We start from the raw sequence: 26,571 nt of genomic DNA on the forward strand, positions 1-26,571 counted from the left end.
TGCCGGTCGACGACCGCGCCCGGAGCTGCCCACAGCTGGATCGACGAGGCCCACGGGCGGCGCGACGCGGCAGCGGAGCGGCGATCAACGCCGTCACTCCGCGGCCGTAGATTCCCACCGCACCCTGGCCGCCGCGGTCCCTCAGACCCAGGCCGGAGAGAGTCGAAGGAAGACGGGCGGAGTCGATCCGGTCGGCGAACGAGGCGATGTCGAGACCGTCCTGCTGCTGCACATCGGTACCCGGTGGTGGGACGAAACGGACGGTATCGGCGTCGGGGGTCGCGGAGGAGAAGTCGAGGAATCCGGTGCTGACGATAGGGCGAGTGGCCCCGTCGCCCAGCACGTCCACCTGCAGCGGCAGCCCAGTCTCTGGGTCGGCCCACACATCGACCTCCGTGATGGTGCTCTGCGGCTCGTTGGGAATCAGCCGCAGGCCGGGGGCGTCCCGGCCGGCAATCCGACGGGTCGGCAGCCGGGTGACCTCGTCGGCGGTCGCCTCGCTGAGCAACCGCTGCCCGAGCTCCGGGGGTAGCAGGTCGGCTTGGCGAGGCAGGCGCAGACTGGGCTCGGGGACCGGGGTCACCACGGCCGTGTTCTGTTCGTAGTCCCAACTCCACAGTCGCGCCGGGCTCCGGTAGAGACCGCGCTCACCGGCGAGGCGCACGGTGTCGACGCGCCAGCTGTCCGGGCTGCGATACCAGGCACGCAGGGTCGTGGTGTCGCCCAACAGATCCGGTAGCCCGCCGAGTCCGTCGGTGACCGGCAGGGTGACACCGCCGACCGACTGGGCGTAGCCCGAGTACGGGGTCGCGGTGGAGGACTGGACGCGGGAGAGCAGTTCGGCCGCACCGATGTCCGACGCGTCGACGGGCAAGCGCTCGATCACCGAGGGCGTGGCGACGAGCACGGCGATGCCGAGCACCACTGCCAGCCACCGCCACTTCTTGTGCACTACATCGACCGTACGGACGTACCCGTTGTGCCGCAGGTGGGCGGTACAAAGCCCGCGTCAGCCGACGAGCACGAACTCCGCGAGACCGTAACTCACACCGTTGATCTGAAGCTCGATCGAGTGCGGACCGGGGTAGTACTTCCGTGTGGTCAGCGTCTTGAACGAGTGTTGCCGCGCAACGTCGATGCTCTCACCGGGTGCGATCGTTTTCGTCGTCAACTTGAACGTCTTCCCTGTCACCCCACCGTTGGCTTTGGTGTGGTGGACGATGTAGTCGATCGCGACCTTTGCCGGTTCGGTGCCGACATTGCGGATCGACGCATCGAAGTGCACGCTGCCGCCGATCCGTAGCTCCGCAACGTCGAGGGTGGGTCCTGTCACCTCCAGGTCGGCCGGAGCGAAGCCCAATAGTGCAAGGGCGTCGGTGTTTCCGTTCTTGATCACCGTCCGAAGCGCGTGTCGCACGAGCCGGTCGGTGTGTGCGTCCGGGTCGTCGAGCCACCGGGCCGCGGTCCGGACGACCAAGTCCGCGACATCTCGCTGAAGTCGTTGAGGTGGTTGGCCACCGACCGTCGAACGTAGTCACTGTCGTCTCGGTAAAGCCGGTCCAGGATCGAGACCGTGACGCCCGGCCGCGCAAGAATCTCGGGGACGCGCACCGACCACGGCAGGTACGGCCGGGTGCCTTCCGATGCCAGACGACGCACGTGCTCGTCCGAGTATTGCGTCCATTCGAGCGCGATCGCGAGAGCCCGATCCGCATCGGCTCGCAGAAAAGTGCGGATGGCGAACTCCGAGGTGAGTCGCCCGGTGAGTTCGGCCAGCAGCGACATTCCGTCGTCGAACGCGGCGGATGTCTGTTCGTCCACGGCCTTCATGGCCACGGCGCTCGTCACCGGCCAGATCGACCAGCCTTGCAAGTCCGGATTCTCGGCAGCCCGGCGGATGGTGCGAGCGAACTCCGCGTAGTCGCCGGGTAGTCCCGTGAGAAGGGCATCGCGCAACAGATCGGCGCGGGCCCGAAGCGCGAGCGGCCGCAACCGGTCGATCGATCCTTCGAGTACAGACAGATCTGCGCTCGGTGCGGCGGTCCGGATGGTCCGCAACAGAGTGCGGGCTGCATCCGGGCCGATGAGTTCGTCGGCAAAGGGCATGAGAGCTTCTTACCCGAGATCCATGAACCGCGAAATTACCGGAGCTGAATTGGACAGAATCTGAGCTGCTGTTATCGGGAAGGTTTGACCGTCCCCGGGCGTTGACCAGAGGTAATGGACAACGTTCTCTCCGCCCCTGCTCGACTGTGGACGCCCTCTCGCGTCCTGGTCACCCGGTCTGCGTCCGAGCTTCCCCATACCGCGGAAATCATTCGTCGATGCGAAGCAGCCGGAGTGACCGAGATCGATGTGTTGCCGGGGGACCGTCTGACCGGCCTGCGCGGTGAGTCGGAGCGGGAGAACTATGCGCGTGCCAAGACGACGATGGCGGTGGTGGTGGCACCACCGAGTGTGCTGAAACCACAACCGATTCCGCCGAGTGCAGATTGGCGTATCGACCTGGCGAAGGGATGCCCGGCGCACTGTCAGTACTGCTATCTGGCGGGCTCGTTGTCCGGGCCGCCGATCACCCGGGTGTTCGCCAACCTCGACGACGTCCTGGCCGGTATCGGCACCCATGCCGGCCGCGGCACCATCACCACGGGAACCGAGGAGCGTGGACACGAGGGCACTACCTTCGAACTCTCCTGCTACACCGACCTTTGGGGATCGAGCACGTGACGGGATCGCTCGCCGAGGCCGTGCGCAGGGTCGGCGCAGGAACCTACGGCGACGACGTGTCGCTGCGTTTCACCACCAAGTTCGACGACGTCACCGAGTTGGTGACGCTCGATCACGGGCGAAAGACCCGAGTTCGCTTGTCGGTCAACGCCGATGGCATCGCGCATCGACCGCCGAGATCATCACCCATCGATTCACGCCGTCCAGCAAGGATGTCTTGTTGAGCTGGTACCCGGGGACGAAGCTCGAGATGGACGAAAGTGCCCGCACGGCAAAGAGAAACAAGTTCGGCGGCGTCAAGTACGTCTATCCCAAGGACACCATGTCGGAGATGCGTACATGGTTCGTGGAAGAACTCGAGTCCGTGCTCCCCGAAGCGCAGCTTCTCTACTGGACGTGAAGACGCCCGGCTAGTGTTCCCCGGTCAAAAATCGTGATCGGGATGTGGAACGGAGATGACCGTCAGCCCGTCGATTCCCGTGAAGTCGTTGGGGTTGCATGTGAAAAGAGGCAAGTCGAGGGACAGCGCTGATGCTGCGATCAGGCGTCGTACGCTCGTGCAGCCGGCTTCCTCCCCGATTCGCGAAGAGAGGCTGCGACGCGTCCGAAAGTTCGAGCAGCGGCTGCATCGAACGGCATCGCGTCGAAGTCCGACTCGGCCTGCTGAAGGTGTAGTTGCCTTGCCGCGCGTTCAGTTCGAGAGCCAGCAACGTGTGGACCGACCGACAACTCTGCCAAGGTCACTGTACTGATGGAACACTCGGCCGGGAGTGCATCAACGTCGCGAATCCTTCCGAGCAAGATCACGGTGGATGTATCCAGCATGCCCCGCGGGTGCCGAGCGCTCACAGTGAAGCGTCCAAGACCGAATCGATGTCTCTGCGCATCGACATAGGGTCGACCTGCGGCAAATTTCTGCGCCGACTGATCAGCTGCGCCGTCGAGACGCTGCGACGGGGAATCGGCCGGAGTTCGGCAATTTCCGTTCCGTCTCGGGTGACGATCAGTGATTCCCCCCGCTCGACACGTGCGAGGACGTCGCCACCGTGGTTCCTCAGATCGCGCATGCTGACCGGTTCCATGCTGTGACTGTATCACCGGTGATACGGGTAAGTCAGGGTTCCTGCAGGTCGCATTGTCGGCGTGCGAAGTCGCCCGGCCTCCACCGTCGTGGGGTGGAGGCGGGATGGGAAACGGGAGGGGCTAACTCATCTTTCCGAACGTGGCGTCGATATCTGCCATCTCCATCTCGGCGGTCTGCTGAATCGGCTCCATGAGGTCGGTGTCCAGGCCGGGAGCGAACTCCTCGAGCCGCTCCGGTGAGATTTCCATCGGAGCGCCGGCGGGGGCCTGCTGCTGCGCTCAAGTAGTGGGTGCCCCGTATGTCTGCACTCGAATCCTGGGCCCCCTCGGCATGGCCGTCGACCAGGCGATCTATTCCTTGCCCAGCGCCCGGTACATCGAACCGGCGCTGTTTCGCTCGAGGAATCCGGTGTCGACGAGTTCGCGTCGCAACGTGGCGTAGTCGTCGTCGAAGAACCGGCACAGTTCGTTCACCTGATGCTCCGAGGACCACGTCGTCGAACTCAATTGCTGTGCAATCACCTTCAGGAATTCGGCTCGATCACGGCTGTATCGAGGTATCTGCGTCGGCTGCGGCTTCGTTCGTGGAAGCTTCAGAAATTCCTCGAATGTCTTCTCGTCGATGACGAGTCGATCGTCCACCCGAGTCACCACCGACATAGCGAACAGGCGCGCGATGGCCTTGTGTAGTGCACGGCCCGGCAGTCCGGTGTGGGTCTGGAGCGCAACCACTGTCGAGAGTCCAGTGCCGATCGCGAACAGGACCGTCCGAAGATCGGGATCTGCGAGAACATGGAGGACTCCGGTGGCGCGGTCCAGTAACGGCGCATCGTCGTGGACCCCGATGGACTCGAACCGCAAGGGAACCCCGGTGGCGGCCACCATGTCGTCGGTGAAACTCACCTCTCGTACGGAGTCGGATCGTCTCCTCAGAAGGCCGACCCCCATCGAATCCTCGCCGTCGACTCTCGGGAGCGTCAGGGCCTCGACGTCGTCTGCGCAGAACCGCAGTATCGCGTTCCACAGCGGGTTCGCCTCAGCCGGCAGGTACGAGTTCTCGATGGCGAGAATGCCGTTCGGCCCGACATGTGGCCACAGTGCACGCACGAATCGTGCATCCGTAACGAGCGATTCGCCGTCGATCCACACGAGATCGAACGGGCCGACGTCTCGCAAGTGTCGCGGTGGCATGTCGAACAGCGAGCCGTCGATCGGCTCGACGAAATCGAACCTCGGTCGATTCTCCCGAGCGAAACGTTCGACGCCGGAATCACCGCCGTCGTCGTCGGCGAAGCTCAGGAGTCGGGGAGTGATCCCGCTACCGACCGATTCGAGTGCGCGTGCCAGAGCGAGCGTCGAACTCCCGGAGCCGACGCTGAGCACGCTCGTCGGTCGCAGCAGTCTCACGAGGCCGGACAGGATCTCGAACGAGCTGTCGATGCGATCCCAGGAACTGGCGGACACTGTGGCTCCTTTCGGACGTCCTCGATGTGAGAGTTGCTGCGCGTGCGTTCGGCGAACTCACCCTCCCACGGGTGGCGGCGGCGCTCTATGGTCGGCCGATCGATGTAGTCGATTGCTGATACGATACGAACCGTGTCGTATCGTAAGGCTGTCGTCGTCCCAGAAGCTCGCGCCGGGCGTCCACGGGATGATCAGCGTGAGTCCGAGATCCTCGCGGTCGTCAACGCCGTACTGGGTGAGGTGGGATACGACGGCGTCACCTTCGAGGGTGTGGCGCGTCGTGCGGGAGCGTCCAAATCGACGCTGTACCGACGCTGGAAAACCAAGCGGGAGATGGTCATTGCGGCCGTCAAGGCTGGACCCGCCTCTCACGTAGGTTCTGATGACGTCGATACCGGCACTCTGCGCGGAGACTTGCTTGTTCTCTGCAAGCGCCTGGCACAGACCATGGCGGCCGCCGACGGGTCGATGCCTCTACTGCTGTTGCAAGCAGGACTGGAAGATCCCGAACTGTGCGATGAGATGGAGAGGTCCGTGGGCACGACCGGTGCCCGTCTTCCCGCTGCGGTCATCGCGGCCGCCGTCGAGCGTGGCGAACTCCTCGAAGGAACCGATCCGTTCCCCTTCGATGAGGTCGTCGGTTCCGTCATTCTGCTTCGTCGGCTCAATGGTTTGGACATCGGCGACCGCTACCTCGAAGCACTCATCGATTCGGTGATCCTTCCGGCCCTGCGCTCAACTGCCCTCGACACCGACGAACTACCGCCGGGGATATTCTCCGGCCACCCTGCCCGTGCGTCGGACCCCCAGAACTGAAGGAGCCACAATGAATTCGCTGACCATGGACGGATTCCGGTATCGAATGGTCCCCGTGGACGAGAACGTCGAACTGAACGTGGCGGTTGCCGGGACCGGGCCGGCTCTGGTTCTGCTGCACGGCTTTCCGCAGACCCACTACATGTGGCGAGACGTGGCGAGTGAGCTCGTGTCGCGGCACACCGTCATCGTGCCGGATCTCCGCGGGTACGGTGCGAGTGCGAAGCCGGCAGAACGTGATTCGGACACGTACTCGAAGCGGACGATGGCGCGGGACATCGTGCGGGTTGCGGGGTCGCTCGGATTCGATCGTTTCGGGCTGGTGGGACACGATCGCGGGGCGCTCGTCGGAGTCCGCGCAGGACTCGATCATCCATCTGCTGTGCGGTACCTCGGCATCCTCGATGTGCTTCCCACCGCAGACAGCTGGGAAGTGTTGCGCGGGGTCGATGCGAGGGTGGCCTGGCACATGTATCTCATGGCTCAGCCTCGGGATTGCCGGAAAAGATGATCAGGGCTGTCGCTCCCGAGTTCTTCGGCTCGTTCCTCGACGCGTGGGATCCCGATGGTTCGACCTTTCCGCCTGCTGTTCGGCAGCACTACATCGACAGCTCGGTCGACGCAGTGGATTCCGTCGTCGCCGACTACAGGGCCACTGCGGGAGTCGATCTCGCGATGGATCTGCAGGACCGAGCCGATGGAGCGCGACTGACCATGCCGGTGGGAGTGATCTCGCAGGACTGGGGTTCGCAACTGGGCTTCGACGCGGCGTCGCTGTGGGGTGCCTGGGCGTCGGATCTGACCTACGAACCCATCGACGCGGGACATTTCATGGCCGAGGAGAAGCCGAAGGAGATCGCACAGTTCATCACTGCGCTATCGGAGCGTGTAGAAGCAGAGCCTCGGTAGTCGGCATCGATCGAATGCGTCGTGGCCGGTGAATAGTCGGGCTCGACGAGGTCAGTACCCACGATCCCATCCGACTTCAGGAGTGACATGGCAATTCTGACGTACAACATGCACGTTTCTCTCGACGGCTTCATCGAGGATTCCGCGGGCAGTCTCGACTTCTCCATGCCGGACGACGAGACACACAGCTTCTCCAACCGGCAGACGGAGGCCACTGCTGCTTTTCTCTTCGGACGTCGACTGTACGAGGCCATGGAGGACTACTGGACAGCTCCGGAACGAGCAGAGGGCGACGACGTCGAGGTGGAGTTTGCGCGACTGTACGTGGACACCCCGCGGATCGTCTTCTCCGACACTCTCGACTCGGTGGCCGACGGGTGCCGGTTGGTGCGCAGTGCCGATGCCGTCGCCGAGGTCCAGCGTCTGAAACGGGAGACCGAAGGGACGTTGGCGGTGGGCGGTGCCGCATTGGCAGAGTCGCTGGTCGACGAGATCGATCAGTTCGAGGTCATCCTCCTGCCGACCATCCTGGGCGGCGGCAAACCGTTTTTTCCGGCCGGTCATCACCTCGATCTGTCACTCGCGGAGCAGAAGGTGTTCGCCGCGACGGGGTGGCTGTATTTGCGCTACAGCGTGTCTCGCTGACATCTCGCGGGTACGGGGCCGGGTTGAGATAACCTCGCTGCACGACACCGGCGGGCGGGCTCGTCCGCGTTCTCGGTCCGGCCCACACCCCAGCAGTTCCAGACCCGCGGAGGTCATCGATGCTGCACTTCCCTTTCGACGCGGACCGGGACGCAACCGACAGTGAGTCCGTCGCATGAGCGGTTGGCTCTGGGTCGTGATCTTCAACGCGATCACTGCGTCGGCGTACCTCGGGATCGTACTGTTCATCGTTCGCGGGCTGAGTCGCACAGCCCAGCTTCGGAAGAACCGATTGGCGCTCGCAACCGCCGCCATCTTCACCACCTGCGCGGCTCACCACGTGCTGCATGCGGTTCACCTGCTCGCAGGGGCCGGGCACGGCGAACACGCCGGCGGCGGAACGATCGCGATCATGCGGGAATCCATGGGCGGCGGTCTCGATATCGCGGTGACCTTGTCGACAGCGTTGGCAGGTGTCGTGTATCTCGGAATGCGCCGCTCCTACGGGCCACTGCTTCGTTCGCCGGCGATGTTCGACGACGCCGGTGAGGCTCGGTACCGTCAGCTCGCGGTGAACCTGCCCCATACGACCGTGTTCATCGTCGACCGCGATCTTCGATTCGTCCTGGTCGAGGGTGCCGATCTGGTCGCCGAGGGCTACGACCCGCGCCGGATGGAAGGGAAGTTGCTCGAGGACACGGTGCCACCGGCGGTCTTCGCGCACGTCGAGCCGTACTACCGGGCAGCTGTCGAGGGGAAGGAATCCTCCTTCGATTCCGTCAGCGCCGGAACCGGAAGAATCTTCCAGGTACGAGCCCGGCCGCTGCGCGACGAGGCCGACGCCATCGTCGGTGCCATGGTGCTGTCGGAGGACGTGACGGCAGAGCGTGAGGCGCGGGCGGAGCTGGATCGGGCGCGAGCATTTCGCGACGCCGTGTTGACCGCTTCGCCGGATGTCGCGACGGTCGTCGACGTCGACACGGGGAACCTGACGTGGGCGTCGCGCAGCCTTCGCTCGTTGATCGGTATCCCGACCACCGACGATGCGGAGGGGCGTCGCGACAGTAATTCGACGGTGGACGGTGCCGAGGATTCTTCTGACATCGCGGTGCTACCGGAAGACCTCGACATCGTCGCGGCGGCCGACCGGGACGCTGCATCGTTGGCCGATGGGGAAAGTCTCACGATCCAGTACCGAGTGCGCGGCCCCGGCGGGGAGACGAGGTGGCTGTCGCGACGAACCACGCCCTTTCGCCGGACACCGTCGGGAGAAGTGCTGCAGGTGCTTTCGGTCCTCCGTGAGGTGACCGACGTCGTCGAGGCCGAGCGCGCTCTCGAACGAGCGGCGCTGCAGGATCCGTTGACGGGACTACCCAACCGCATGCTGCTGTTGGACCGGATCGGCTCCGCGATCGACCGTGGCGCGCGTACCGGTACCGCCGCGGTGGTGATGTTCTGCGACCTGGACGGTTTCAAGGACGTGAACGACAGCGGCGGGCATGCGGCGGGTGACGCGGTGCTGGTCGAGGTGGCTCGGCGTCTGCGCGCGATACTGCGAACCGACGACTTCATCGCCCGAGTGGGCGGTGACGAATTCGTCCTCGTCCTCGATGCCCAGATGGACGACCCGGCCTCGGACGCGGACGGACTCGCCGGCAGCGTGGCCGCGCGGATCAAGGCCGCGCTGTCCTCGGTGATCGAGTTCGAGGGACAGCAGTACGAGGTGTCGGCGAGCATCGGAATGGTTCTGGCTCGCAGAGGTGCCACGGCTCAGGATGTGCTTCGGGACGCAGATTCCGCGATGTACCGGGCCAAGCAGACGGGCAAGGATCGAGTGGAACTGTTCGACGAATCGCAGGAAACTGTGGCTTCCGTCGAATAGGCGATCGCGGGCACCGCACAATGAACGCATGACTCCAGGAGTTCCCGGCAGCTGGTGGACGCTTCCCTCGCATCGACTGTGGCTCGACGCCGAATCGACTCGCCTTCTCGGTTTCGGAAGCACGCTCGACCACCCAGCCGGTGGAGCTGTGTGGCTGGACGAACGCGGGCACCCCGATCTCGATCATCCGGCGCACACGTACATCACCGCGCGGATGGCGCATGTGCATTTTCTCGCGTCGTTGCTGGGTCGTCCGGGGTCCCGACGGCAGGCCGATCGGGTGTTCGACGGATTGCTGACGACGTTGCGGGACAACAAGAACGGCGGCTGATTCGAGTCCATTGCCGACGCGTCCTCGCCCGGTGCAGTGAAATCGGCCTACACGCATGCCTTCGTGGTGCTCGCCGCGTCGGCTGCCACCGCTGTGGGGCACCCACGCGGCCCAGCTCTTCTCGACGAGGTACTCGACATCGTCGACTCTCGATTCTGGGACGAACGATACGGAATGTGTTCGGACACCTGGACTGTCGACTGGACCGAGCTCGATCCGTATCGTGGCATCAACGCCAACATGCACATGGTCGAGGCGCTGCTGGCGGCCGCCGACACCGGTGCCCCCGAGATCTGGCGCGAACGCGCACTACGTATCTGCGACAACGTATGTCGATGGTCGGCGGCCAACGAATGGCGCATCCCGGAGCACTTCACGGCCGAGTGGATCCCGCAACTCGAACACAATCGCGACGACGTAGCGAATCAGTTCAAGCCGTACGGGGCCACCGTCGGCCACGGCTTCGAATGGGCACGACTCCTCGTGCAGGCAAGTCTCGTCGCGGGCGGGAGGGACTACGTCGACGCGGCCAAGTCCCTCTACGACCGCGCTGCCGTCGATGGCTGGCAGCCCGGACCGACGCCAGGGTTCGTCTACACCACGGACTGGACAGGGCAGCCGGTTGTCACCGGACGTCTGCACTGGGTGCTGTGCGAGGCGATCGGAGCGGCGGCGACGCTCGCGCGCTGCACCGGAGAAGACCGGTACGGCAACGACTATCGAACGTGGTGGGACGTCGCGGCCGACTACTTCATCGACCGTGTCGACGGCTCCTGGCATCACGAACTCGATTCCGACAACGTACCGGCGGCGACGGTGTGGAGCGGTAAACCCGATCTCTACCACGCCGTCCAAGCGACGTGGATCAGCCGATATGCACCGAACTCGAGCATGCTGGCGGCGCTGCAGGCCGATTCGGACTGAGGGCACACCTCACCCGAAGAATGCATCACCTGGAAATCTGGTGTTCAGGTGTCGTTGTGTGCGGTCTATACCCTGGCGTGACCAACCCACCTCGAAGGGCAGATCATGGAGCTCAGGCATCTGACGGCGTTCATTGCCCTCTCCGAGGAACTGCATTTCGGACGCGCTGCCGCCCGCCTGCATCTCACCCAACCGTCGCTCAGCGCGCAACTGCAGAAGCTCGAGAAGTCGCTGGGGGTGACGTTGGTCGCCAGGACTTCCCACGAGGTGAGGTTGACGCGTGCGGGGCGGGAATTCGAGAGTCAGGCACGCCTCATCGTTCGGCAGATGGAGACGGCGGCGAAGGTCACCAGGGCGATCGCGACCGGCGAAGAACGCTCGCTGAACATCGGATACAACCTGCCTGCGAGTCGGCACGTGCTACCCGACGCCTTGTCTCGGATGAGCCGTGATCACTCCGACGTCGTGGTCTCGTTGTGGGAGAAACGAACCGGACCTCAGCTGGCGGCACTGAACGACGGCACCCTCGACGTCGCGTTCGTGTACGGCCGACCCGGCTCACCGGAGCTTCGCCACCGCCGAGTGCTGCAGGGGGTGCCGCTCGTGGCCGTGGTCGGTCGAGCGCACAGCTGGGCGGATCGGTCCGGAGTTCCGTTCGCGGAGTTGGCAAGTCAATCCTGCGTATTGTTCGAGAGGGAACAGTGCCCGGCGATGTACGACTCCATTTTCGCGGCTGCCGCCGACAACCGTATCGGACTCCACGTGGCCCAGACTGCCGATGACCCAGGTGCGACGGCTCACGTGGTGTCGGTGAAGCCATTGGTCGGCTTCGCCTCGTGGTCGCGGGCGACCTCGGCGGGGATGGGAGCCGTTGGATCGAACACCGTGGCCGTCAAGCTGTTCGACCCCGTTCCGACAATCGATCTGTATCTCGTCTGGCGAGGCAACGAGTCGAACCCCGCAGTCGACGCCTTCGTGCGCTGCATCGAACCGGCATGATCATTTCAGGCCCGACCTGACGAACGCGTCGACGATGTGCCGCTGCAGCACGACATAGAGCAGAAACACCGGTAGGCACGCCATTCCCGCGACGGCCATCATCGGTCCCCAGTCGGTGCCTTCGGTACCCATGAAGCTACGCAGACCCAACTGCAGGACTGCGTTGCTCCGCTGCAATACCACTGCAGGCCAGAAGTATTCGTTCCAGGAGTTGATGAACAGCAGGATCGACAGAGCTGCGAGTGCAGGCCTGAGGTTGGGTACCACCACCGTCCAGAGGATCGACCACGACGAACGCCCGTCCATCCGGGCTGCAGAGATCAGCTCCTTCGGGAAGCTCGCCATGTGTTGCCGAAGCAGCAACACCGCCAACGCGGAACAGAGCGTGGGTACGACGACGCCGGCCAGGGTGTTGATCAGTCCCAGCTGGTACAGCAGAACGTAGTTCGGCAACATCGTCACCTGGAACGGCACAAGCCACGTGCCGACGAACGCGAGATAGAGCACCTTCTGGAATCTGAACGTGTACATCGCGAAGGCATACGACGCCAGCAGGGCGATCAGCAACTGTGCCGTCGACGAGACCAGAGCGACAGCGAACGTGTTGCCCAACAGCCCGAGCAGGTCCACCTTGGTCGCTGCGTCGAAGTAGTTGGCCAGGGAGAGTGGCCACGGCACGGGAGAGAGGGAGTAGACGTCCTCGGGTCGACGCAACGATGTCGCGAACAACCAGTAGATCGGGAACGCGCACCCGAGTGCGGTGATGCCCAGTACCAGGTGTCCACGTAGGCGAGAGAATTCAATCATCATGGAATGCAACCTTTTCCGAGAGCCAGACGAGTCCGCCGGCCAACGCGCCGAATCCGAGGAACAGTACGATCCCCGCGGCGGCGCTCAGGCCGGCGTCGAAGGTGCGGAAGCCGTAGTCCCACAGCAGGTAGTAGATGTTCGTCGTCGATCGAGAGGGGCCACCCTGGGTCAGGGTGTCGATGAGCGGAAAGGTCCACTGCGCGCTGAGCAGCACGGTCATCAGGGCGAGGAACACCAACGTCGGCGACAGCAGCGGCAGCACGATCCAGCGGTCGATCTGCCACTTCGACGCGCCGTCCATCTCGGCTGCCTCCTGGTAGGAGGCGTCCACACCGGCCATCCCAGCCGATACCACGAGGACCGCGAAGCCCAGGAAATGCCAACCGGTGATCACGATGATGACGAACTGCGCGGTGTCGGCATCCTGGATCCAATTGCGATCGGATCCGATGATGCGATTGACGATTCCGGCACCGGGATCGAGCAGCCACTGCCAGACGGCCGCGCCTGCGACGGGCGCGATGAGAAACGGCGCGAACACGACACTCTGATAGACACTCGCGCACGTCCGTTCACGTTGCGCGTGGCGAACGCGATGACCACCGGGAGAACGATGGAGAAGGGCAGCAGTCCGAGAATCAGAATCGCTGTACGCCAGAGAGAGTCGCCGACGGCAGGAAGCTCGAGCAACCGCCGATAGTTGTCGGCACCGACCGGCACCATCGGGGTGGTCGGCAACAAATTCCACGAATACGTCGACAGCTCCGCTGCCTGCATCAGTGGCCGATACGTCCAGACGATCAACAATGCGACGGCAGGCGTCAGATACAGGTATGGCTGCGCCGACCTGGCCACTCGCCGCCACCGGCCGGGCCGGGCTTGTTGCTCCCGATCCGGGTCGACCACGAGCAATCGCGGTGGATCCTCGACGGTGACGAACACTCTTCTCACCCGGCCCGGCGCGAGAGATCCGCCAGCTTGGCGAGTACCGACTGCTGAGACTCGTCGTAGACCGTAGCTGCGGGGCTCGCTTCGACAGCGGTTGCGGTGAAGCCGGATTCGAGTAGATCGATCCGAGTGAAACCGAACCCGGTGAGCCCGCGGTGCCGTCCCAGCGGGGGAGCAGTGTCGACCCGATACGACATTGCGGGCCCGATCCACACCGGGACTCCGTCGATGGCCCCCGCCCCGGTGTGGTGGGCATGGCCGCAGAGAACCATGCGCACATCCGAGCCCGCGATCGCGTCCGCAAGCTCGTCGGGGTTCTGCAACCTCAGATAGTCCACCGTCACCACCGGCGACGAGATCGGCGGGTGGTGCAGCACCAGAATCGTCCCGCGCAGGGATGGTGTCGCCAATCGATCTGCGAGCCAGCGCAATTGGTGCGGCTCGATCCGGCCGTCGTGCCGGCCCGGTGTGGAGCTGTCGAGGACGACGATGCGGACGCCGTCGACGACGTGCACCGCGTCCAACGTGCGATCGGAATCCGTTGCCGCACCGTCGGCTAGCAGTTCGCGAGCGAACCCGGCCCGTTCGTCGTGATTGCCCATCGCGTAAATCGCGGCAGCGCCCAACGATTCGGCAACGGGTTCGACGGCGTCGCGCAGCCGACGGTATGCAGCTGGGTCACCGTCGTCCGCCAGATCTCCGGAGAAAACCAACGCGTCGACGCGTTGACCCGAGGCCACGAGCAGCTCGAGAACGGATGTCAGATTCGCGAAGGTATCGACCCTGCCGTGTACCAGCTCGCCCTCGGCGCGCAAATGCGTGTCGGTGAGCTGCACCAACGTGAAGTGCCCGTCGATCGGTCGTTCCTCCGTCATGACGCGGGGAGAAGGGTCGTCGCCTGCTCCCGGGCGGCAGTCAATGTCGCAGCCGGGTCCGCCCCCTGATAGACGATCGATTCGACGGCGTCCATCATGCCGTCCCGGATCTGCAGATAGTCGTTGCCGGGCATCGAGATCCACGGCTCCATCGATTCCAGCTGCGTCAGGTTGGGGCCGATCAACGGGCTGGACTCGGCCCAGTCCTTCAATCCGTCGGGATCGTCGACGAGGCCGGTGCGCAAGGGCAGGTAGCCGATTCCCTTCGAGATCGCGGTGTAGGACTCCTCACTGGTCAGAAACTCGATCAGCTCCCACGACGCACGTTGCTTCGCGGGGTCGGATGCGAAGGTGAACAGCGATGCCCCGGAGTTGGTCGGCACGACGGGCTTGGAGCCGAACGATGGCATCGTGGTCGCGCGCAGGTCCCACTTGCCCTGTGCGCCTTTGATGAACGTGCCTTGAATCGCACTGGTTTCCAGGATCATCCCCATGTCGCCGCGAGCGAAGGCCTCGTACCCCTGTTGTTGGCTGAGCGTCGGGGTGGCTCCGGCGTCGACGAGGTTGCGGGCCATGGTGGTCGCTTCGACGGCGGGTTCACCGTCGAACTCGAGCGTCGACCGGTCCGGTGACAGCACCCGGCCGCCGTTGGATCGAACGAGGCTCTGGAAGCACCAGTCCTTTGCCGACTTGGTGAGGCAGTCCAGGTACACCCCGCCCTTGCCGGTCTTCGACGCGATCGCCGACGCCGCGGACGCGACCTCGTCCCAGGTGGTGGGCGGATCGGCTGGATCGAGGCCGGCTTGCTCGAACAATGTTGCGTTGTAATAGAAGACAGGAGTCGAGAAGACGAACGGCACTCCGTAGGTCTCGCCGTCCCAGTCGGCGAGGACTCGCGCGGTAGCAGCGTACGGGTGACGTGCTCCGTCGAAGTTGCGCTGCACCTCGTCCTTGCCGACGAGATCGTCGAGCGACTTCGCACCCAACTGGTTGATGGTGAAGTCGAGGTCGCTGAAGCCGAGCTGCGCCACGTCCGGAGCGGCCCCGGCGACCATCTGACTCTGGATGCTCGACACCGTGTCGGTGGCTGGATTGGGGCTGTTGCCCTGAGGCTTCTGTGCCGTGACGGTGATGTTCGGGTGTTGCTCCTCGAACTCGGCGATCAGGGCGTCGAAGGTATCCGTCCACGCACCCGCCAGTCCGTAGTTGTAGCTCTCGAAGACGATGGATACCGGTTGATCCGGCGCGAGCTCGGGAATCGGTGCCGATCCTGCGGCCGAGGTGGATGCAGTGGTACTGCCAAGTCCTCCGCATGCGGTCAACAGCAGAGCGCTCACGACGAGCGCCCCCGATCCGGTCATGGTGCGTTTCACTGTCGGTACTCCATTCGATAACAGGGGATGGTCGGTCAGGCGACGTACAGGGGTGTGCCGGTGCGCACGGGTGCGTCTTCGGGCCTCCACGTCAGGCGTCGACCGCTGTCGCGGTCGAACAGATGCACGTCCGCAGGATTTATGCGGACCGTGATCGGAGCTCCGGCGCGGGCGGTGGACGGGCGAGGTGCTCTGATGCACAACGGGTTCGAGCCCGCTCGAATATGAACCAGCTCCTCACTGCCGAGGTTTTCGACCGTGGCGACGACGGCGTCCACGTGGGCGTGTGAGTCCGCGATCTGCATCTTCTCGGGCCGAATTCCGACCACGATCGGGTGTTCGGTGTGCGAGCCGGCCTCGATTCCCAGGGGAATTTTCACTCCGGGAGCGACAGCGTGGAGTTCGCCGCGATGCTCGGCGACGGTCGCGTCGAACAGGTTCATCGGTGGGGCACCGAGGAAACCGGCGACGAACGTCGATCGTGGGGTGTCGTAGAGCTCGGCAGGGGTGCCGACCTGCTCGATCCGGCCGTTGTCCATCAGAGCGATTCGGGTCGCCATGGTCATGGCCTCGACCTGATCGTGTGTGACGTAGAGGAAGGTGGTGCCGATCCGCTCGTGTAGTTCGATCAGCTCGGTACGCGTGGCACTGCGGAGCTTGGCATCGAGATTCGACAGAGGCTCGTCCATCAGGAATGCGCCCGGGTCTCGAACCATGGCTCGCGCCAGTGCAACTCGTTGTCGTTGTCCGCCGGAGAGCTCGGCCGGTCGGCGGTCGAGCAACTCGCTCAGGTCGAGGGTCGAGGCGACCGCTGCCACCGAGTTCGCGATGACCGTTCGGGAGAACTTGCGCGATCGAAGCGGAAAGCCGATGTTCTTGGCAACGCTCAGGTGCGGATAGAGCGCATAGCTCTGGAATACCATCGCAAGATCGCGGTTGCGCGGTGGAGCGGCGGTGATGTCGTTGCCGTCGAGCAGAATTCGGCCGCCGGACGGCTGGATCAGTCCGGCCACCAGGCGCAGCAGGGTCGACTTTCCGCAGCCACTCGGTCCGAGGAGAACCAGGAACTCGCCGTCTGCGATATCGAGATCGACGTCCTCGATTGCGTGTGTGTTGCCGTACTTCTTGGACACGGACTCGAGCTGTATGCGGCCCACCGCAACCCCTCACCTGGTGCTGTCGAATCGATGGCCATATGCCAACACCCGGTGATGTATCGAAGATGAACGGAGTGAGGTCGTCACGGTCGGTGGGACCCACAGCAGCTGCGATGAGCTGGAACGATAGGTTCTCGCACTCGACCGATCGTCGACGCAAGAACGTGAGAACCTTCCGATGGGTCTGTATTGTTTCCTCGTGCCCGAAGGTAGAAGACACGACGTCATCATCGACATATCCGTGATAGTCACGGTGGTAGCCCTCGGCGTCGTCGCGGCGGGGCTGCTTCGATCGCCGGAGTCCGCTGTGGCCGAGGGTGATTCCGCTGTCGTGTCCGAGCCGATCGAATACCCGGTGGACATCCCGGGCTGCCCGGAGGTCGAGCCGCCCCCGTCCGATGAAGGTGATCTGGTCATGTCGTCGTCGATCGTGGATGGCACCCCGTCGTACGACGATCCCGCCTTTCCATGGCTCACTTCGGGCAAGGCGGGTGCAATGTCCGACGCCGTTCTCGCCGCTCTACCGGCCGATGTCACCGTCGTGTTGGCTGCTCCTTCCCAATCCGTGACCTTTCAGCCGGTCGATGACTTCGGCGATGCAGCACCGGACGGCTTCGAGCCCAGCACCAGCGCACGGGGAGAGCTGGCTAGGGCCGACTCGTCCGCCTACACGAGTATCGACGTCCGGCCCTCCGAAGCCGGTATCCCCGCGTGCGTCGCTGGCGCTCTCGATGCGCGAATCGCCGATTCCGACGGCACCGTCATCGACACCAACGACAATTGGTACGAGTACGGCGGTAAGCGAACGCACTTCCGGACGGCCACGGCCTATCACCCCGACGGGACTCAGGTGACCGCCAGTCTCACCGGCGCATCGGGCGAATTCCCGCTGGAGACATCCGAACTGGCCACCGTCGCGGCGCTGCCGGATCTGCGACTCACGGTTCCGGCTCCGGCTGGTGCCTCTGCGCCACGACAGGATTGCTACGTCTCTTCGGGCGAGACCGGAACTGTGGCCGACATTCGGCCCGGGTCCGTCGAGGCGGCCGACGACGCGTTGACGACCACGTGGGAGTCGCTGCCCGACGCACCGCCGTTGAACCGACCGATCGGGTCTCTTGTTCCCGGTTCGTACGGTTCCGGGGTGTGCACCGATCTCGAGGTCGTCGGCACCGATATTGCACTGTCGATTTCCGTGTCCGGGGGATCGGCACTTCCGGTGGCGTTGGACCCTTACGATCCCGAGTCCGCATACGGACCTGTCATCGAGTTCCGAACGCTGCCCGACGGTTCGGTGGTCGAGAGCTACGACGTCGATATCGCGAACAGTCTCGTGTCCGAGGACGGAACCACTGAGCTCACTCGGTCGGTCACCGTGACCCGCCCGTCCGGCGTGCAGGTGTCGGTGCGGTCGTCGGTGGCTCTCGACTGGACCCAGTCCGCACCGCTGGTGTTACCGGACCCACTGCCCTTCGACGTCCTCGACGCCGTGGCACAGGCCCCGATTGTGCAGTGGCCATGATCAATTCGAGATGGAGCCCGAACATCAGAGCTGGAGTTGCGGTGGCTGTCGCCGCCGTATCCGTCGTCGCTGCAGTCGTCGTGGTGTCGAAGCAGGACGTGTCCGTCGAACAGCCGTCGGACAGCCAGGCGATGACACCAACTTTCTCGGAGGAGACGATCACCACGCAGGTGCCGTCCGGGCCCGTCCTCGACCCGAGCTGGCAGATCGACGCAGAAACGGTGTACGGACGTCGGTTCGCCGAATTTCGTTCTCCTGCAGCAGACCTCTTGTTCGACTCGGGTATCACCGGCGCGGTCGATGCCGGTGATGTTCTCGTCACTGCCATCGGCCTACCGAATCCGCGTTCGTACTCGGTGGATGCGATCGAGTTCGTGGCCGTCGATGCCGAGGACGGCGATGTCCGCTGGAAGAAGTCTCCCGGCAGTGTCGATCAGTGCGCGAGCGAGCCGGTTCGCGACGACATCGTCTGTCTGGATTCGTATTCCGACGCCCCGTCGATCGTGAGGATCGGCGTGGACGACGGGGAGGCGCAAAGAACGCCGTTTCCCGAAGCCTGGTTCCCGTACGCGATCGAGAGCGACGGGAAGTCCGTTTTCCTGCTCGAGGGCAACCCGGAGGACGGCGAATCTGTACTGTACGGCGGTTCTGTGGATGCTCTCGACGACATGTGGTCGCGTCCGATCACCTCCTCCGCGGGGTGGGAAGGCGTCGGCAGCGAGCTGATTCATGTGTCCGACGGGCGCGGTCTCGTCACCCTCGGTGGCGAGGCGACATTCTTCGATCCCCGCACCGGCACCGCGATCGAGGGGCTCGAATTGACCTCCGATTCAACCGTCGTCGACGAGAGCGGTTCGGACGTGTGGACGCTGCGCGATCCGTACGCGTCCGAAACTTTCGTCGGAAACACCGTCTACTCGTTCGATGAGAACGCACTCGTGGCCACCGCGAATTCGCGTGACGTGCGATGGCGGTGGCCACTTCCCGAAAGGTCCGACGGTTTCACGGAGTCGGGTTCGATCGTCGAGACCGCGTCGGGGGTGCTCTTCCTCGGAACCGATTCGATGGTTCGTCTCGAATCGGTTCCATCATGACTGATTGATCGACCGAAACGGCATCATGTGGAACTACTCGCGGTGCGGAGTTCTCTCACCCGTATTGGGGTCGACGTCGAACAGTTGGTCGGTGTTGTCGGGGGCGTAGACGACGGTGTTCGATTCGAGGGCGCGTCGCCTGGCGCCGTCCCGAATGGCGAAGAATCCGCCTGCGAACAGCACGATCACGGCGATTCCGGCGATGATCGCCCAACCTTCGAAACCGCCCGCCAATGCGGCGATCAGACCGCCTGCGGCGGCGATCCCGGCGAAGATCAGTACGACGGCCAGCATGTTCTCGACTGCTCTGGCCCAGCTTGTCTTGGTAGGCCTTTTCTCGACCATAGGGGCAATTCCTTTCCATCAGCTCGGACGGCGGATACCCGAAAGCCCGTCGTCTAAGCCCCCGTAGTGCTATTGGGCCTTACGTGCCCGATACGCGGCGACGGCCGCGCGGTTACCGCAGGTGGTGCTGCAGAACCGACGCGACCGGTTGCGCGAGAGGTCGAGGACGAGCCCGTTGCAGTCCGGATCGGCGCAGACGTCGAAGCGCGAGAGCTCGTCCGCTCGGATGACGTCGATCATGGACATCGCGGTCTCGACGACGATGCGGGTCGCGAGTGGACTGTCGTCGGCGACGGCATGGATGTGCCAGTCGAGATCTCCGTGCCGAACCAGTCGGGGTAGGGCCGAGGACTCGGCGAGCAGACGGTTTACCTCGACCACGGCGCCGTCACGGCTGCTGGTGAGCAGCGCGCGCAGGGTCGGCCGCAGTGCCCTCACCGCCTCGAGCTCGGCGTCGTCGCCGTCGAAGCGGCCGGAATAACCCTGTTCGGTGAAGAACTCGGCGAGCTGCTCTCGTGTGGTCAACGTGTCCGGCTCCTCGGCGGAATTGACCAGAGCCACGGCCGCCAGCAGTGACAGTTCCGCGTCATGAGCAAAAAGCATGTTGACACCTTACCAAGTCACTCCCTACTGTCACATGTCATGACGGCTTACACTCATGACGCGAACGTGGATCTCGCGGCTACCCGCGATGCTGCCGCACGGTCGCGTCGACTCTCGGGACTCGGTTTCGCGCTGCTCTCCGCGGCGTCCTTCGGGCTTTCCGGCTCACTCGCCAAGGGATTGCTCGACGCCGGCTGGACGGCCGGGGCCGCGGTCACCGCGCGGATTCTGCTCGCCGCAGCCGTCCTGCTGATTCCGTCGATCCTCGCGTTGCGCGGGCGGTGGAGCTTGCTGGCGAAGAACTGGAAGCTGCTCCTCGCGTACGGAGCCTTCGCGGTAGCCGGGTGCCAGCTCGCCTTCTTCAACGCCGTCGGACGGATGGAGGTGGGGGTGGCGCTGCTGATCGAGTTCACCTCGCCCGTAGCCGTCATCGGCTGGATGTGGTTCCGTCACCAGCAGCGTCCGGGCCGCCTGACCGTGGTGGGCGCACTGCTGGCCGCGATGGGTCTCGTGCTCGTGCTCGACCTGATCTCCGGTGCCGACGTCGACAGCGTCGGCGTGCTGTGGGCGCTGGGCTCGATGGCCGGTGCCGCTGTCTACTGGGTGCTGTCGGCAGACGAGAGCAACGGACTCCCGCCGATCGTGCTCGCCGGCGCAGGCCTGCTCACCGGTGGGCTCATCCTGCTGGTCGCCGGACTCGTCGGCATAGTCCCGTTCGCCGCCCCGCTCACCGACGTCACCTTCGTCGACGCGGTTGTGCCGTGGTGGGTTCCGATCATCGGCCTCGGCGTCGTGACCGCCGCGCTGGCCTATGTCCTCGGGATCGCCGCGGGCCGACGCCTCGGGTCGCGGTTGGCGTCGTTCATGGGATTGATGGAAGTCGTTGCCGCACTTGTATTCGCGTGGCTGCTGCTCGGGCAGGCTCCGGCACCGATCCAATTGGCCGGTGGCGCACTGGTTCTGCTCGGCGTGGTCGTCGTCAAGTCCGGCGAGCGGGCCACGGCGGAGGAGCCGGTGGAGCCGCTGCAGAGCAGGGCTTGAAAACTCACTAGCCGTCGACGCGTCCGAACACCACCGCGGCCAGGATGGTGTGGGCGCTGGCGATCACCGAATCCAACGGCTCACGTTCTGGGGAGAGCAGCCATTGTTGGGCGATGGTGAGGACCGCGCCCACCAGGCCCATGGCCAATGTTCGACGGTTGGGCCCGGCGAGGCCACGGCTGGACCCGACGGTCTCGGCCACCTGAAGCACCGTCGTGGAGAACGAGTTGGTGGTCTTGCGATACAGCGCGTCGACGGTAGGGGATACGCCGAGGATTTCCACGAAGGCGATTCGAGCCGATTTGGGCTGCTCGGCGACGAACGTGAAGAAGCCGGTGAGGGCCCCTCTGAGCACCTGTTCGCTGGAATCCGTTTCTGCGGCTGCGCCGACGAGGATGCTCTCGCGCATCGCGTCGGTGGCGCGAGCGTAGGTCGCCATCAGCAGGTCCTCGCTGTTGGTGAACGACTCGTAGAAGTAGCGCTTGGTCAGGCCTGCCTCGCTGCAGACCTTCTCCACGGTTGCCGTCCGGTAGCCGGTGGTGCCGAAGACTTCGACGGCCGCGTCGAGCAGGCGGATTCGACGCTCCTGTTGCCTCTGCTGCGGGTCGCACCTCGGTAGGTGCGGCCGACTTCACTGTGATGAGTGGTCACACACAGATCTTGACACCGCTCGGTATCAGATGCAAAGTGTTCGCAGACAAGCATTCCGATCGAGGGGGAGCACATGGCGGCGACGACGCTACGCAACAAGGTCGTTCTGATCACCGGAGCAGCGCGGGGAATCGGTGCCGCCACCGCGCGGACGCTGGCGGGCAAAGGTGCCCGGCTGGTACTCGTCGACGTCGACGAGGCCCCGTTGCGAGAGCTGGCGACGCAGCTGAAGGCCGAGGCGTTCGTGGCAGACGTACGGAATCTGGACGACATGCAGCGGGCCGTCGACGGCGGAATCGAGGCGTACGGCGGCATCGATCTAGTGCTCGCCAACGCCGGAATCGCCAGCTACGGATCGATCATGCAGGTCGATCCCGCGACGTTCCAACGTGTCATGGACATCAACGTGATGGGCGTGTTCAACACCGTCCGCGCCGCCTTGCCGTCGCTGATCGAGCGCAACGGCTACATCCTCGTCGTCTCCTCGCTCGCTGCGTTCACTCCGTGCCCCGGCCTGGCCGCGTACAACGCCAGTAAGGCTGCAGCAGAACACTTTGCGAATGCCCTCCGGCTCGAGGTCAACTACCGAGCGTCGACGTCGGTTCCGCGCACATGGCATGGATCGACACACCGATGGTGCAGGACGCCAAATCCGATCTCACCGCATTCCAGGATCTGCTCGCGGTGCTGCCCGGCCCGCTCGGCAAGACCATGACCGTCGAACAGTGCGTCGACGCGTTCGTCGACGGCCTGGCCAAGCGCAAGCGTCGCGTCTACGTGCCCCGGTGGGTGGGCGCAGCGTCGTGGTTCAAGGCCGTCATCACCTCGCGGGTCGCGATCGCAGCATGCTCGAGCACGTGCCGACGATCCTGCCGAAGATGGACGAAGAAGTAGCCCGCCTCGGCAGGTCCGAGAGCGCTCGCAACAAGACCAGCTGACCCAAGACATCGAAGGAATCGTTGACATGACTGCAGTACTGTCCTCTCCCGAGGTCGACGTCCTCATCATCGGTGCCGGCCTTTCCGGGATCGGGGCCGCGCGCCACCTCGGGCACGATCTGCCCGGCAAGACCTACGCCATTCTCGAGAGCCGCGGCGCGATCGGCGGAACGTGGGATCTGTTTCGCTACCCCGGGATTCGCTCCGACTCCGACATGTACACCCTCGGATACAGCTTCAAGCCGTGGATGGGTGAGAAATCCATCGCCGACGGCACCGACATCCGCAACTACATCGTCGAGACCGCACGAGAAGCAGGCGTCGACAAGCACATTCGGTTCCATCACAAGGTCGTCGCTCTCGAATGGTCGTCCGAGCAGCAGTTCTGGACGGTGACGGCGCAGCGTACCGATACAGACGAGACGGTTACCATCACCGCGTCGTTCGTGTTCTCCTGCAGCGGTTACTACAACTACGACAAAGGGTTCACCCCCGAGTTCGCCGGTCGCGAGAACTTCGGCGGCCAGGTGATCCACCCGCAGCACTGGCCCGAGGATCTGGACTACTCCGGCAAGAAGGTAGTGGTGATCGGTAGCGGCGCAACGGCAATCACGTTGGCCCCCAACCTGGCTCGCGACGCCGAGCACGTCACGCTGCTGCAGCGCTCGCCCAGCTACGTTCTCTCGCTTCCGTCGCAGGACCCGATTGCGCAGACCCTGCGCAAGCGCCTGCCGAAGAAGTTGGCGTACAGCGTCACTCGGCTCAAGAACGTGTCCATGGCGATGCTGATCTACACCTTGAGCCAGAAGTACCCGGAGTTCATGAAGAAGCGGATCCGGACGATGCAGGAGGGGTGGCTGCCCAAGGGTTACGACCTCGACACCCACTTCACCCCGTCCTACAACCCGTGGGATCAGCGTCTGTGCCTGGTGCCCGACAACGATCTGTTTCGTTCGATTCGCAAAGACGAAGTCTCGATCGTCACCGATCACATCGAGACGTTCACCGAGACCGGCTTGAAGCTGAAGTCCGGCCAGCACCTCGACGCCGACATCGTCGTCACGGCAACGGGATTGAACCTCTCCGCGCTCGGCGGCGCGACGTTCCGTGTCGACGGCGAGGACGTGGAACTGCCCAGCACGATGGCCTACAAGGGCATGATGCTCACCGGTATCCCCAACTTCGCCTTCGTCGTCGGATACACCAACGCCTCGTGGACGCTCAAAGCCGACATGGTCTCGAACTACGTGATGCGACTGCTCGCGCACATGGACGAGAAGGGATACAGCACCGTCGAACTCGAGCGCGACCCGTCGATCGACGAAGAGCCGTTCCTCGACTTCGCAGCGGGCTACGTGCTGCGAGCGGTGGACAACTTCCCGAGGCAGGGCAGCGAGACCCCGTGGAAACTGCGGATGAACTACTTCCGCGACCTGCCGGTGCTGCGCTACGGCAAGGTCGTGGACAAGGCCATGAAGTTCGGCCGTCCGCGGTCGAAGGTCTCCGTCGGATCCTGACGGGAATTGTTTCGGGTCGGGTGTGTTGGTTCTCGATATGAAAATTGGAATCATCGGTAGTGGATTCATCGGCGGCACCCTCGTTCGTCGGTGGGCAGCGCTCGGTCACGAGGTTCGATTCTCGAATTCACGTGACCCGGAGACCTTGGCGGATCTGGCTGCGGAAACCGGGGCGATGGCAGTGTGGGCCGCCGACGCAGTGCAGGACGCCGACCTGGTGCTGCTGAGCATCCCGCAGAAGAACGTTCCCGATCTTGCCCCGGGAATTTTCAGCGCCCGCAAGCCGGGGGCCCCGATCATCGAGACCAACAACTACTACCCGCAGCAGCGCGACGGTTGATCGAGGACATCGAGGGTGGGACGCCCGAAAGTGTGTGGGTGTCCCAGCAACTCGGTGAGCCGGTGATCAAGGCGTTCAACGGAATTTGGTACAAGCACCTGCTCGAGAAGGGCGTGCCTGCCGGAACCAGAGGTCGGATCGCACTGCCGATCGCCGGGGACGACGACGATTCCAAGAAGATCGTGTTCTCGGTGATCGACGAGCTCGGATTCGACCCCGTCGACGGCGGAACCCTCGCCCAGTCATGGCGTCAGCAGCCAGGAACGCCCTCGTACGGCAAGGACTTCGGAGTCGACGCCCTCGTCGAGGCGCTGGGGCAGGCAACCGACGAACGCAGTGCGGAGTGGAAGGCCTGAGCTCGATTCTCGGGCTACTCGACGCGGCAACTACTTGACGCGGCCTTCGCGGAGTGTGCGCTCCGCGAGGTCGCGTAGTGGCCCGGTCAGGTTCGAATCGCCCACCCGGCACGAGTGCTCGCCCACCGACACGCTCCAGACAAAGGTGTCGCGGGCGTTCGACTCGGCTGCGTCGGCGGCTTGCTGATCGGCAATGTACGGCTGCGCTGCCTCGACCAACGACTGCCATTCCGGCTCGTCGGTCTCGACGACTCCGCGTTTGGACATCCCGGCGATACCACCGGTTCGCAGTACCTCGATGCGCAGGCTCATCTGCCCTCGATCACACCCGATCGTCGCTCGGCTCCCGTGTTGACTGAACTCCCACGGTAGACCAACCCTGGGCCACGGCCCTGGCAACGTCGGAACCGGCCCCGAATCGCTTGGTTGCTGCTGCAAGGGTCGCGGCGGAGAACCCGGCGAAATCGACTGTCGGGGAGAGTCCGCCGACGGTCATCGTGTCGAACCAGACCTGCCCGACGCGATCCCAGGCCGGGCCACCGAGCGTGGTGGCAGCCACGGCGAACGCGCGATTCGGGATGCCCGAATTGATGTGCACCCCACCGTCGTCCTCGGTGGTGACGACGAAATCGTCCATGCTGGCCGGCTGCGGATCCTTACCGAGAACGTCGTCGTCGTAGGCGGTGCCGGGTTCGATCAGCGAGCGCAACGCCTTGCCCTGCACCGCGGGCAGGAACAGGCCTTCGCCGATCAGCCACGACGCGTCCTCGGCGTTCTGCTCTGCCGTGTACTGCTCGACCAGTGCGCCGAACACATCGGAGATGGACTCGTTGAGCGCGCCGGCCTGGTTCTTGTACTCGAGCGGGGTGGTGTACTGCGTGAACCCGTGCGCGAGTTCGTGTGCGATGACGCCGAGCGAGACGGTGAATCGAGCGAAGACCTCGCCGTCACCGTCGCCGAACACCATGCGCGAGCCGTCCCAGAACGCGTTGTCGTAGTCCTGGCCGTAGTGCACCGTCGCGTCGAGGGGCAGGCCGCTGCCGTCGAGACTCGAGTACCCGTAGACCTTCTCGAAGAACGCATAGGTGGCCCCGAGGCCGTCGTAGGCCTCGTCGGTCGCAGCGTCGCCGGTGGGATCCTCGCCCTCGGCCCGCACCTGCTGGCCGGGTAGATCGCGAGTGGACTTGGCATCGGAGATCGTGCGCTCGAGCGTGCCGCCGG

At 64.3% G+C, this 26,571-nt stretch carries 26 protein-coding genes and 5 pseudogenes; 15 read left to right on the plus strand and 16 right to left on the minus strand.

All coding sequences use genetic code 11. The features are described from left to right. From RHBS_RS06975 to RHBS_RS06980, 3 genes are all read right to left on the minus strand, one after another. On the minus strand, positions 1-952 hold a 952-nt coding region (locus tag RHBS_RS06975; protein ID WP_128645234.1), incomplete at its 3' end, for a transcriptional regulator. A gap of 57 nt (positions 953-1,009) precedes the next feature. Next, complete coding sequence (locus tag RHBS_RS30305) at positions 1,010-1,396, minus strand: hypothetical protein (protein WP_237669059.1); 387 nt, start codon at positions 1,394-1,396, stop codon at positions 1,010-1,012. Then, the gene (locus tag RHBS_RS06980; protein ID WP_237669060.1) at positions 1,393-2,106 is read right to left on the minus strand and encodes a hypothetical protein; all 714 of its coding nucleotides are present in this window, start codon (positions 2,104-2,106) and stop codon (positions 1,393-1,395) included. The genes RHBS_RS30305 and RHBS_RS06980 overlap by 4 nt, the downstream gene beginning before the upstream one ends. A gap of 114 nt (positions 2,107-2,220) precedes the next feature. On the opposite strand from RHBS_RS06980, the pseudogene RHBS_RS29675 reads away from it, so the two are divergent. Together RHBS_RS29675 and RHBS_RS29685 are read left to right on the plus strand one after the other, a co-directional pair. Further along, a pseudogene (locus RHBS_RS29675) lies at positions 2,221-2,951 on the plus strand (spore photoproduct lyase family protein). Continuing rightward, entirely contained in the window at positions 2,948-3,127 is a 180-nt protein-coding gene (locus RHBS_RS29685) for a spore photoproduct lyase family protein (RefSeq protein ID WP_220709135.1), read from the plus strand. The pseudogene RHBS_RS29675 and the gene RHBS_RS29685 overlap by 4 nt, the downstream one beginning before the upstream one ends. A gap of 445 nt (positions 3,128-3,572) precedes the next feature. On the opposite strand, the gene RHBS_RS06995 is transcribed toward RHBS_RS29685, so the two are convergent. From RHBS_RS06995 to RHBS_RS07000, 3 genes are all read right to left on the minus strand, one after another. Next, complete coding sequence (locus RHBS_RS06995; RefSeq protein ID WP_183130364.1) at positions 3,573-3,809, minus strand: type II toxin-antitoxin system Phd/YefM family antitoxin; 237 nt, start codon at positions 3,807-3,809, stop codon at positions 3,573-3,575. A 121-nt stretch (positions 3,810-3,930) separates the two neighbouring features. Then, the gene (locus RHBS_RS31455) at positions 3,931-4,059 is read right to left on the minus strand and encodes a hypothetical protein (RefSeq protein ID WP_259468129.1); all 129 of its coding nucleotides are present in this window, start codon (positions 4,057-4,059) and stop codon (positions 3,931-3,933) included. Between the two features lie 102 nt (positions 4,060-4,161). Continuing rightward, on the minus strand, positions 4,162-5,274 hold the full coding sequence (locus RHBS_RS07000; RefSeq protein WP_121872071.1) for a DUF2087 domain-containing protein: 1,113 nt from the start codon (positions 5,272-5,274) through the stop codon (positions 4,162-4,164). Positions 5,275-5,406: 132 nt separating this feature from the next. On the opposite strand from RHBS_RS07000, the gene RHBS_RS07005 reads away from it, so the two are divergent. The 7 genes and pseudogenes from RHBS_RS07005 (at position 5,407) to RHBS_RS07030 (ending at position 11,780) form a co-directional block, all read left to right on the plus strand. Next, positions 5,407-6,090: a TetR/AcrR family transcriptional regulator gene (locus RHBS_RS07005; protein ID WP_121872072.1), complete on the plus strand. Its 684-nt coding sequence runs from the start codon at positions 5,407-5,409 to the stop codon at positions 6,088-6,090. 10 nt (positions 6,091-6,100) lie between these two features. Further along, positions 6,101-6,601 (plus strand): alpha/beta fold hydrolase, encoded by a 501-nt coding sequence (locus RHBS_RS31755; RefSeq protein WP_306303519.1) that lies wholly within the window; start codon positions 6,101-6,103, stop codon positions 6,599-6,601. Further along, positions 6,598-6,999, plus strand: coding sequence for a hydrolase (locus RHBS_RS31760; RefSeq protein WP_306303520.1), 402 nt, complete (start codon positions 6,598-6,600; stop codon positions 6,997-6,999). Before RHBS_RS31755 ends, RHBS_RS31760 begins: the two co-directional genes overlap by 4 nt. Positions 7,000-7,086: 87 nt before the next feature. After that, entirely contained in the window at positions 7,087-7,644 is a 558-nt protein-coding gene (locus tag RHBS_RS07015) for a dihydrofolate reductase family protein (protein ID WP_121872074.1), read from the plus strand. Positions 7,645-7,819: 175 nt separating this feature from the next. Further along, positions 7,820-9,526 (plus strand): diguanylate cyclase domain-containing protein, encoded by a 1,707-nt coding sequence (locus RHBS_RS07020; protein ID WP_128645235.1) that lies wholly within the window; start codon positions 7,820-7,822, stop codon positions 9,524-9,526. 28 nt (positions 9,527-9,554) lie between these two features. Further along, positions 9,555-10,781, plus strand: a pseudogene (locus RHBS_RS07025) (AGE family epimerase/isomerase). A gap of 105 nt (positions 10,782-10,886) precedes the next feature. Next, positions 10,887-11,780 (plus strand): LysR family transcriptional regulator, encoded by an 894-nt coding sequence (locus RHBS_RS07030; RefSeq protein ID WP_121872076.1) that lies wholly within the window; start codon positions 10,887-10,889, stop codon positions 11,778-11,780. Here RHBS_RS07030 and RHBS_RS07035 read toward each other — a convergent pair whose 3' ends face one another. The 5 genes and pseudogenes from RHBS_RS07035 to RHBS_RS07055 form a co-directional block, all read right to left on the minus strand. Next, positions 11,781-12,590: a carbohydrate ABC transporter permease gene (locus tag RHBS_RS07035; protein ID WP_121872077.1), complete on the minus strand. Its 810-nt coding sequence runs from the start codon at positions 12,588-12,590 to the stop codon at positions 11,781-11,783. Continuing rightward, positions 12,580-13,502: pseudogene (locus RHBS_RS07040) on the minus strand (carbohydrate ABC transporter permease). Before RHBS_RS07040 ends, RHBS_RS07035 begins: the two are co-directional and overlap by 11 nt. 35 nt (positions 13,503-13,537) lie before the next feature. Next, positions 13,538-14,413, minus strand: coding sequence for a metallophosphoesterase (locus RHBS_RS07045; RefSeq protein WP_121872078.1), 876 nt, complete (start codon positions 14,411-14,413; stop codon positions 13,538-13,540). After that, entirely contained in the window at positions 14,410-15,774 is a 1,365-nt protein-coding gene (locus tag RHBS_RS07050; protein ID WP_121872933.1) for an ABC transporter substrate-binding protein, read from the minus strand. Before RHBS_RS07050 ends, RHBS_RS07045 begins: the two co-directional genes overlap by 4 nt. A gap of 47 nt (positions 15,775-15,821) precedes the next feature. Further along, positions 15,822-16,943, minus strand: a complete 1,122-nt coding sequence (locus RHBS_RS07055; RefSeq protein ID WP_121872079.1) for an ABC transporter ATP-binding protein — start codon at positions 16,941-16,943, stop codon at positions 15,822-15,824. A 178-nt stretch (positions 16,944-17,121) separates the two neighbouring features. Here RHBS_RS07055 and RHBS_RS07060 point away from each other — a divergent pair, with 178 nt between their 5' ends. Beyond that, positions 17,122-18,465, plus strand: a complete 1,344-nt coding sequence (locus RHBS_RS07060; protein WP_237669062.1) for a hypothetical protein — start codon at positions 17,122-17,124, stop codon at positions 18,463-18,465. Between the two features lie 41 nt (positions 18,466-18,506). Next, on the plus strand, positions 18,507-19,559 hold the full coding sequence (locus RHBS_RS07065) for a PQQ-binding-like beta-propeller repeat protein (RefSeq protein WP_237669063.1): 1,053 nt from the start codon (positions 18,507-18,509) through the stop codon (positions 19,557-19,559). A 33-nt stretch (positions 19,560-19,592) separates the two neighbouring features. Here the strand turns inward: RHBS_RS07065 and RHBS_RS07070 are convergent, their stop codons facing one another. Then, on the minus strand, positions 19,593-19,904 hold the full coding sequence (locus RHBS_RS07070) for a hypothetical protein (RefSeq protein WP_128645236.1): 312 nt from the start codon (positions 19,902-19,904) through the stop codon (positions 19,593-19,595). Positions 19,905-19,973: 69 nt separating this feature from the next. Continuing rightward, entirely contained in the window at positions 19,974-20,507 is a 534-nt protein-coding gene (locus RHBS_RS07075) for a CGNR zinc finger domain-containing protein (protein WP_121872081.1), read from the minus strand. Between the two features lie 39 nt (positions 20,508-20,546). Here RHBS_RS07075 and RHBS_RS07080 point away from each other — a divergent pair, with 39 nt between their 5' ends. Beyond that, positions 20,547-21,548: a DMT family transporter gene (locus RHBS_RS07080; protein WP_121872082.1), complete on the plus strand. Its 1,002-nt coding sequence runs from the start codon at positions 20,547-20,549 to the stop codon at positions 21,546-21,548. A gap of 7 nt (positions 21,549-21,555) precedes the next feature. On the opposite strand, the gene RHBS_RS07085 is transcribed toward RHBS_RS07080, so the two are convergent. Further along, positions 21,556-22,065 (minus strand): TetR/AcrR family transcriptional regulator, encoded by a 510-nt coding sequence (locus RHBS_RS07085; protein ID WP_237669064.1) that lies wholly within the window; start codon positions 22,063-22,065, stop codon positions 21,556-21,558. A gap of 207 nt (positions 22,066-22,272) precedes the next feature. Between RHBS_RS07085 and RHBS_RS07090 the strand changes: the two are divergent. From RHBS_RS07090 to RHBS_RS07100, 3 genes and pseudogenes are all read left to right on the plus strand, one after another. Next, positions 22,273-23,137: pseudogene (locus RHBS_RS07090) on the plus strand (SDR family oxidoreductase). Positions 23,138-23,163: 26 nt separating this feature from the next. Further along, the gene (locus RHBS_RS07095; protein WP_121872085.1) at positions 23,164-24,654 is read left to right on the plus strand and encodes an NAD(P)/FAD-dependent oxidoreductase; all 1,491 of its coding nucleotides are present in this window, start codon (positions 23,164-23,166) and stop codon (positions 24,652-24,654) included. 37 nt (positions 24,655-24,691) lie between these two features. Then, positions 24,692-25,350, plus strand: a pseudogene (locus RHBS_RS07100) (NADPH-dependent F420 reductase). Between the two features lie 30 nt (positions 25,351-25,380). Here RHBS_RS07100 and RHBS_RS07105 read toward each other — a convergent pair. Together RHBS_RS07105 and RHBS_RS07110 are read right to left on the minus strand one after the other, a co-directional pair. Continuing rightward, positions 25,381-25,662 (minus strand): protealysin inhibitor emfourin, encoded by a 282-nt coding sequence (locus RHBS_RS07105; protein WP_121872087.1) that lies wholly within the window; start codon positions 25,660-25,662, stop codon positions 25,381-25,383. A 10-nt stretch (positions 25,663-25,672) separates the two neighbouring features. Beyond that, a partial coding sequence (locus RHBS_RS07110) for a M4 family metallopeptidase (RefSeq protein ID WP_145977484.1) occupies positions 25,673-26,571 on the minus strand: 899 nt, incomplete at its 5' end.

The organism is Rhodococcus sp. BS-15, assembly GCF_000813105.1.
Lineage (GTDB): Bacteria > Actinomycetota > Actinomycetes > Mycobacteriales > Mycobacteriaceae > Rhodococcoides.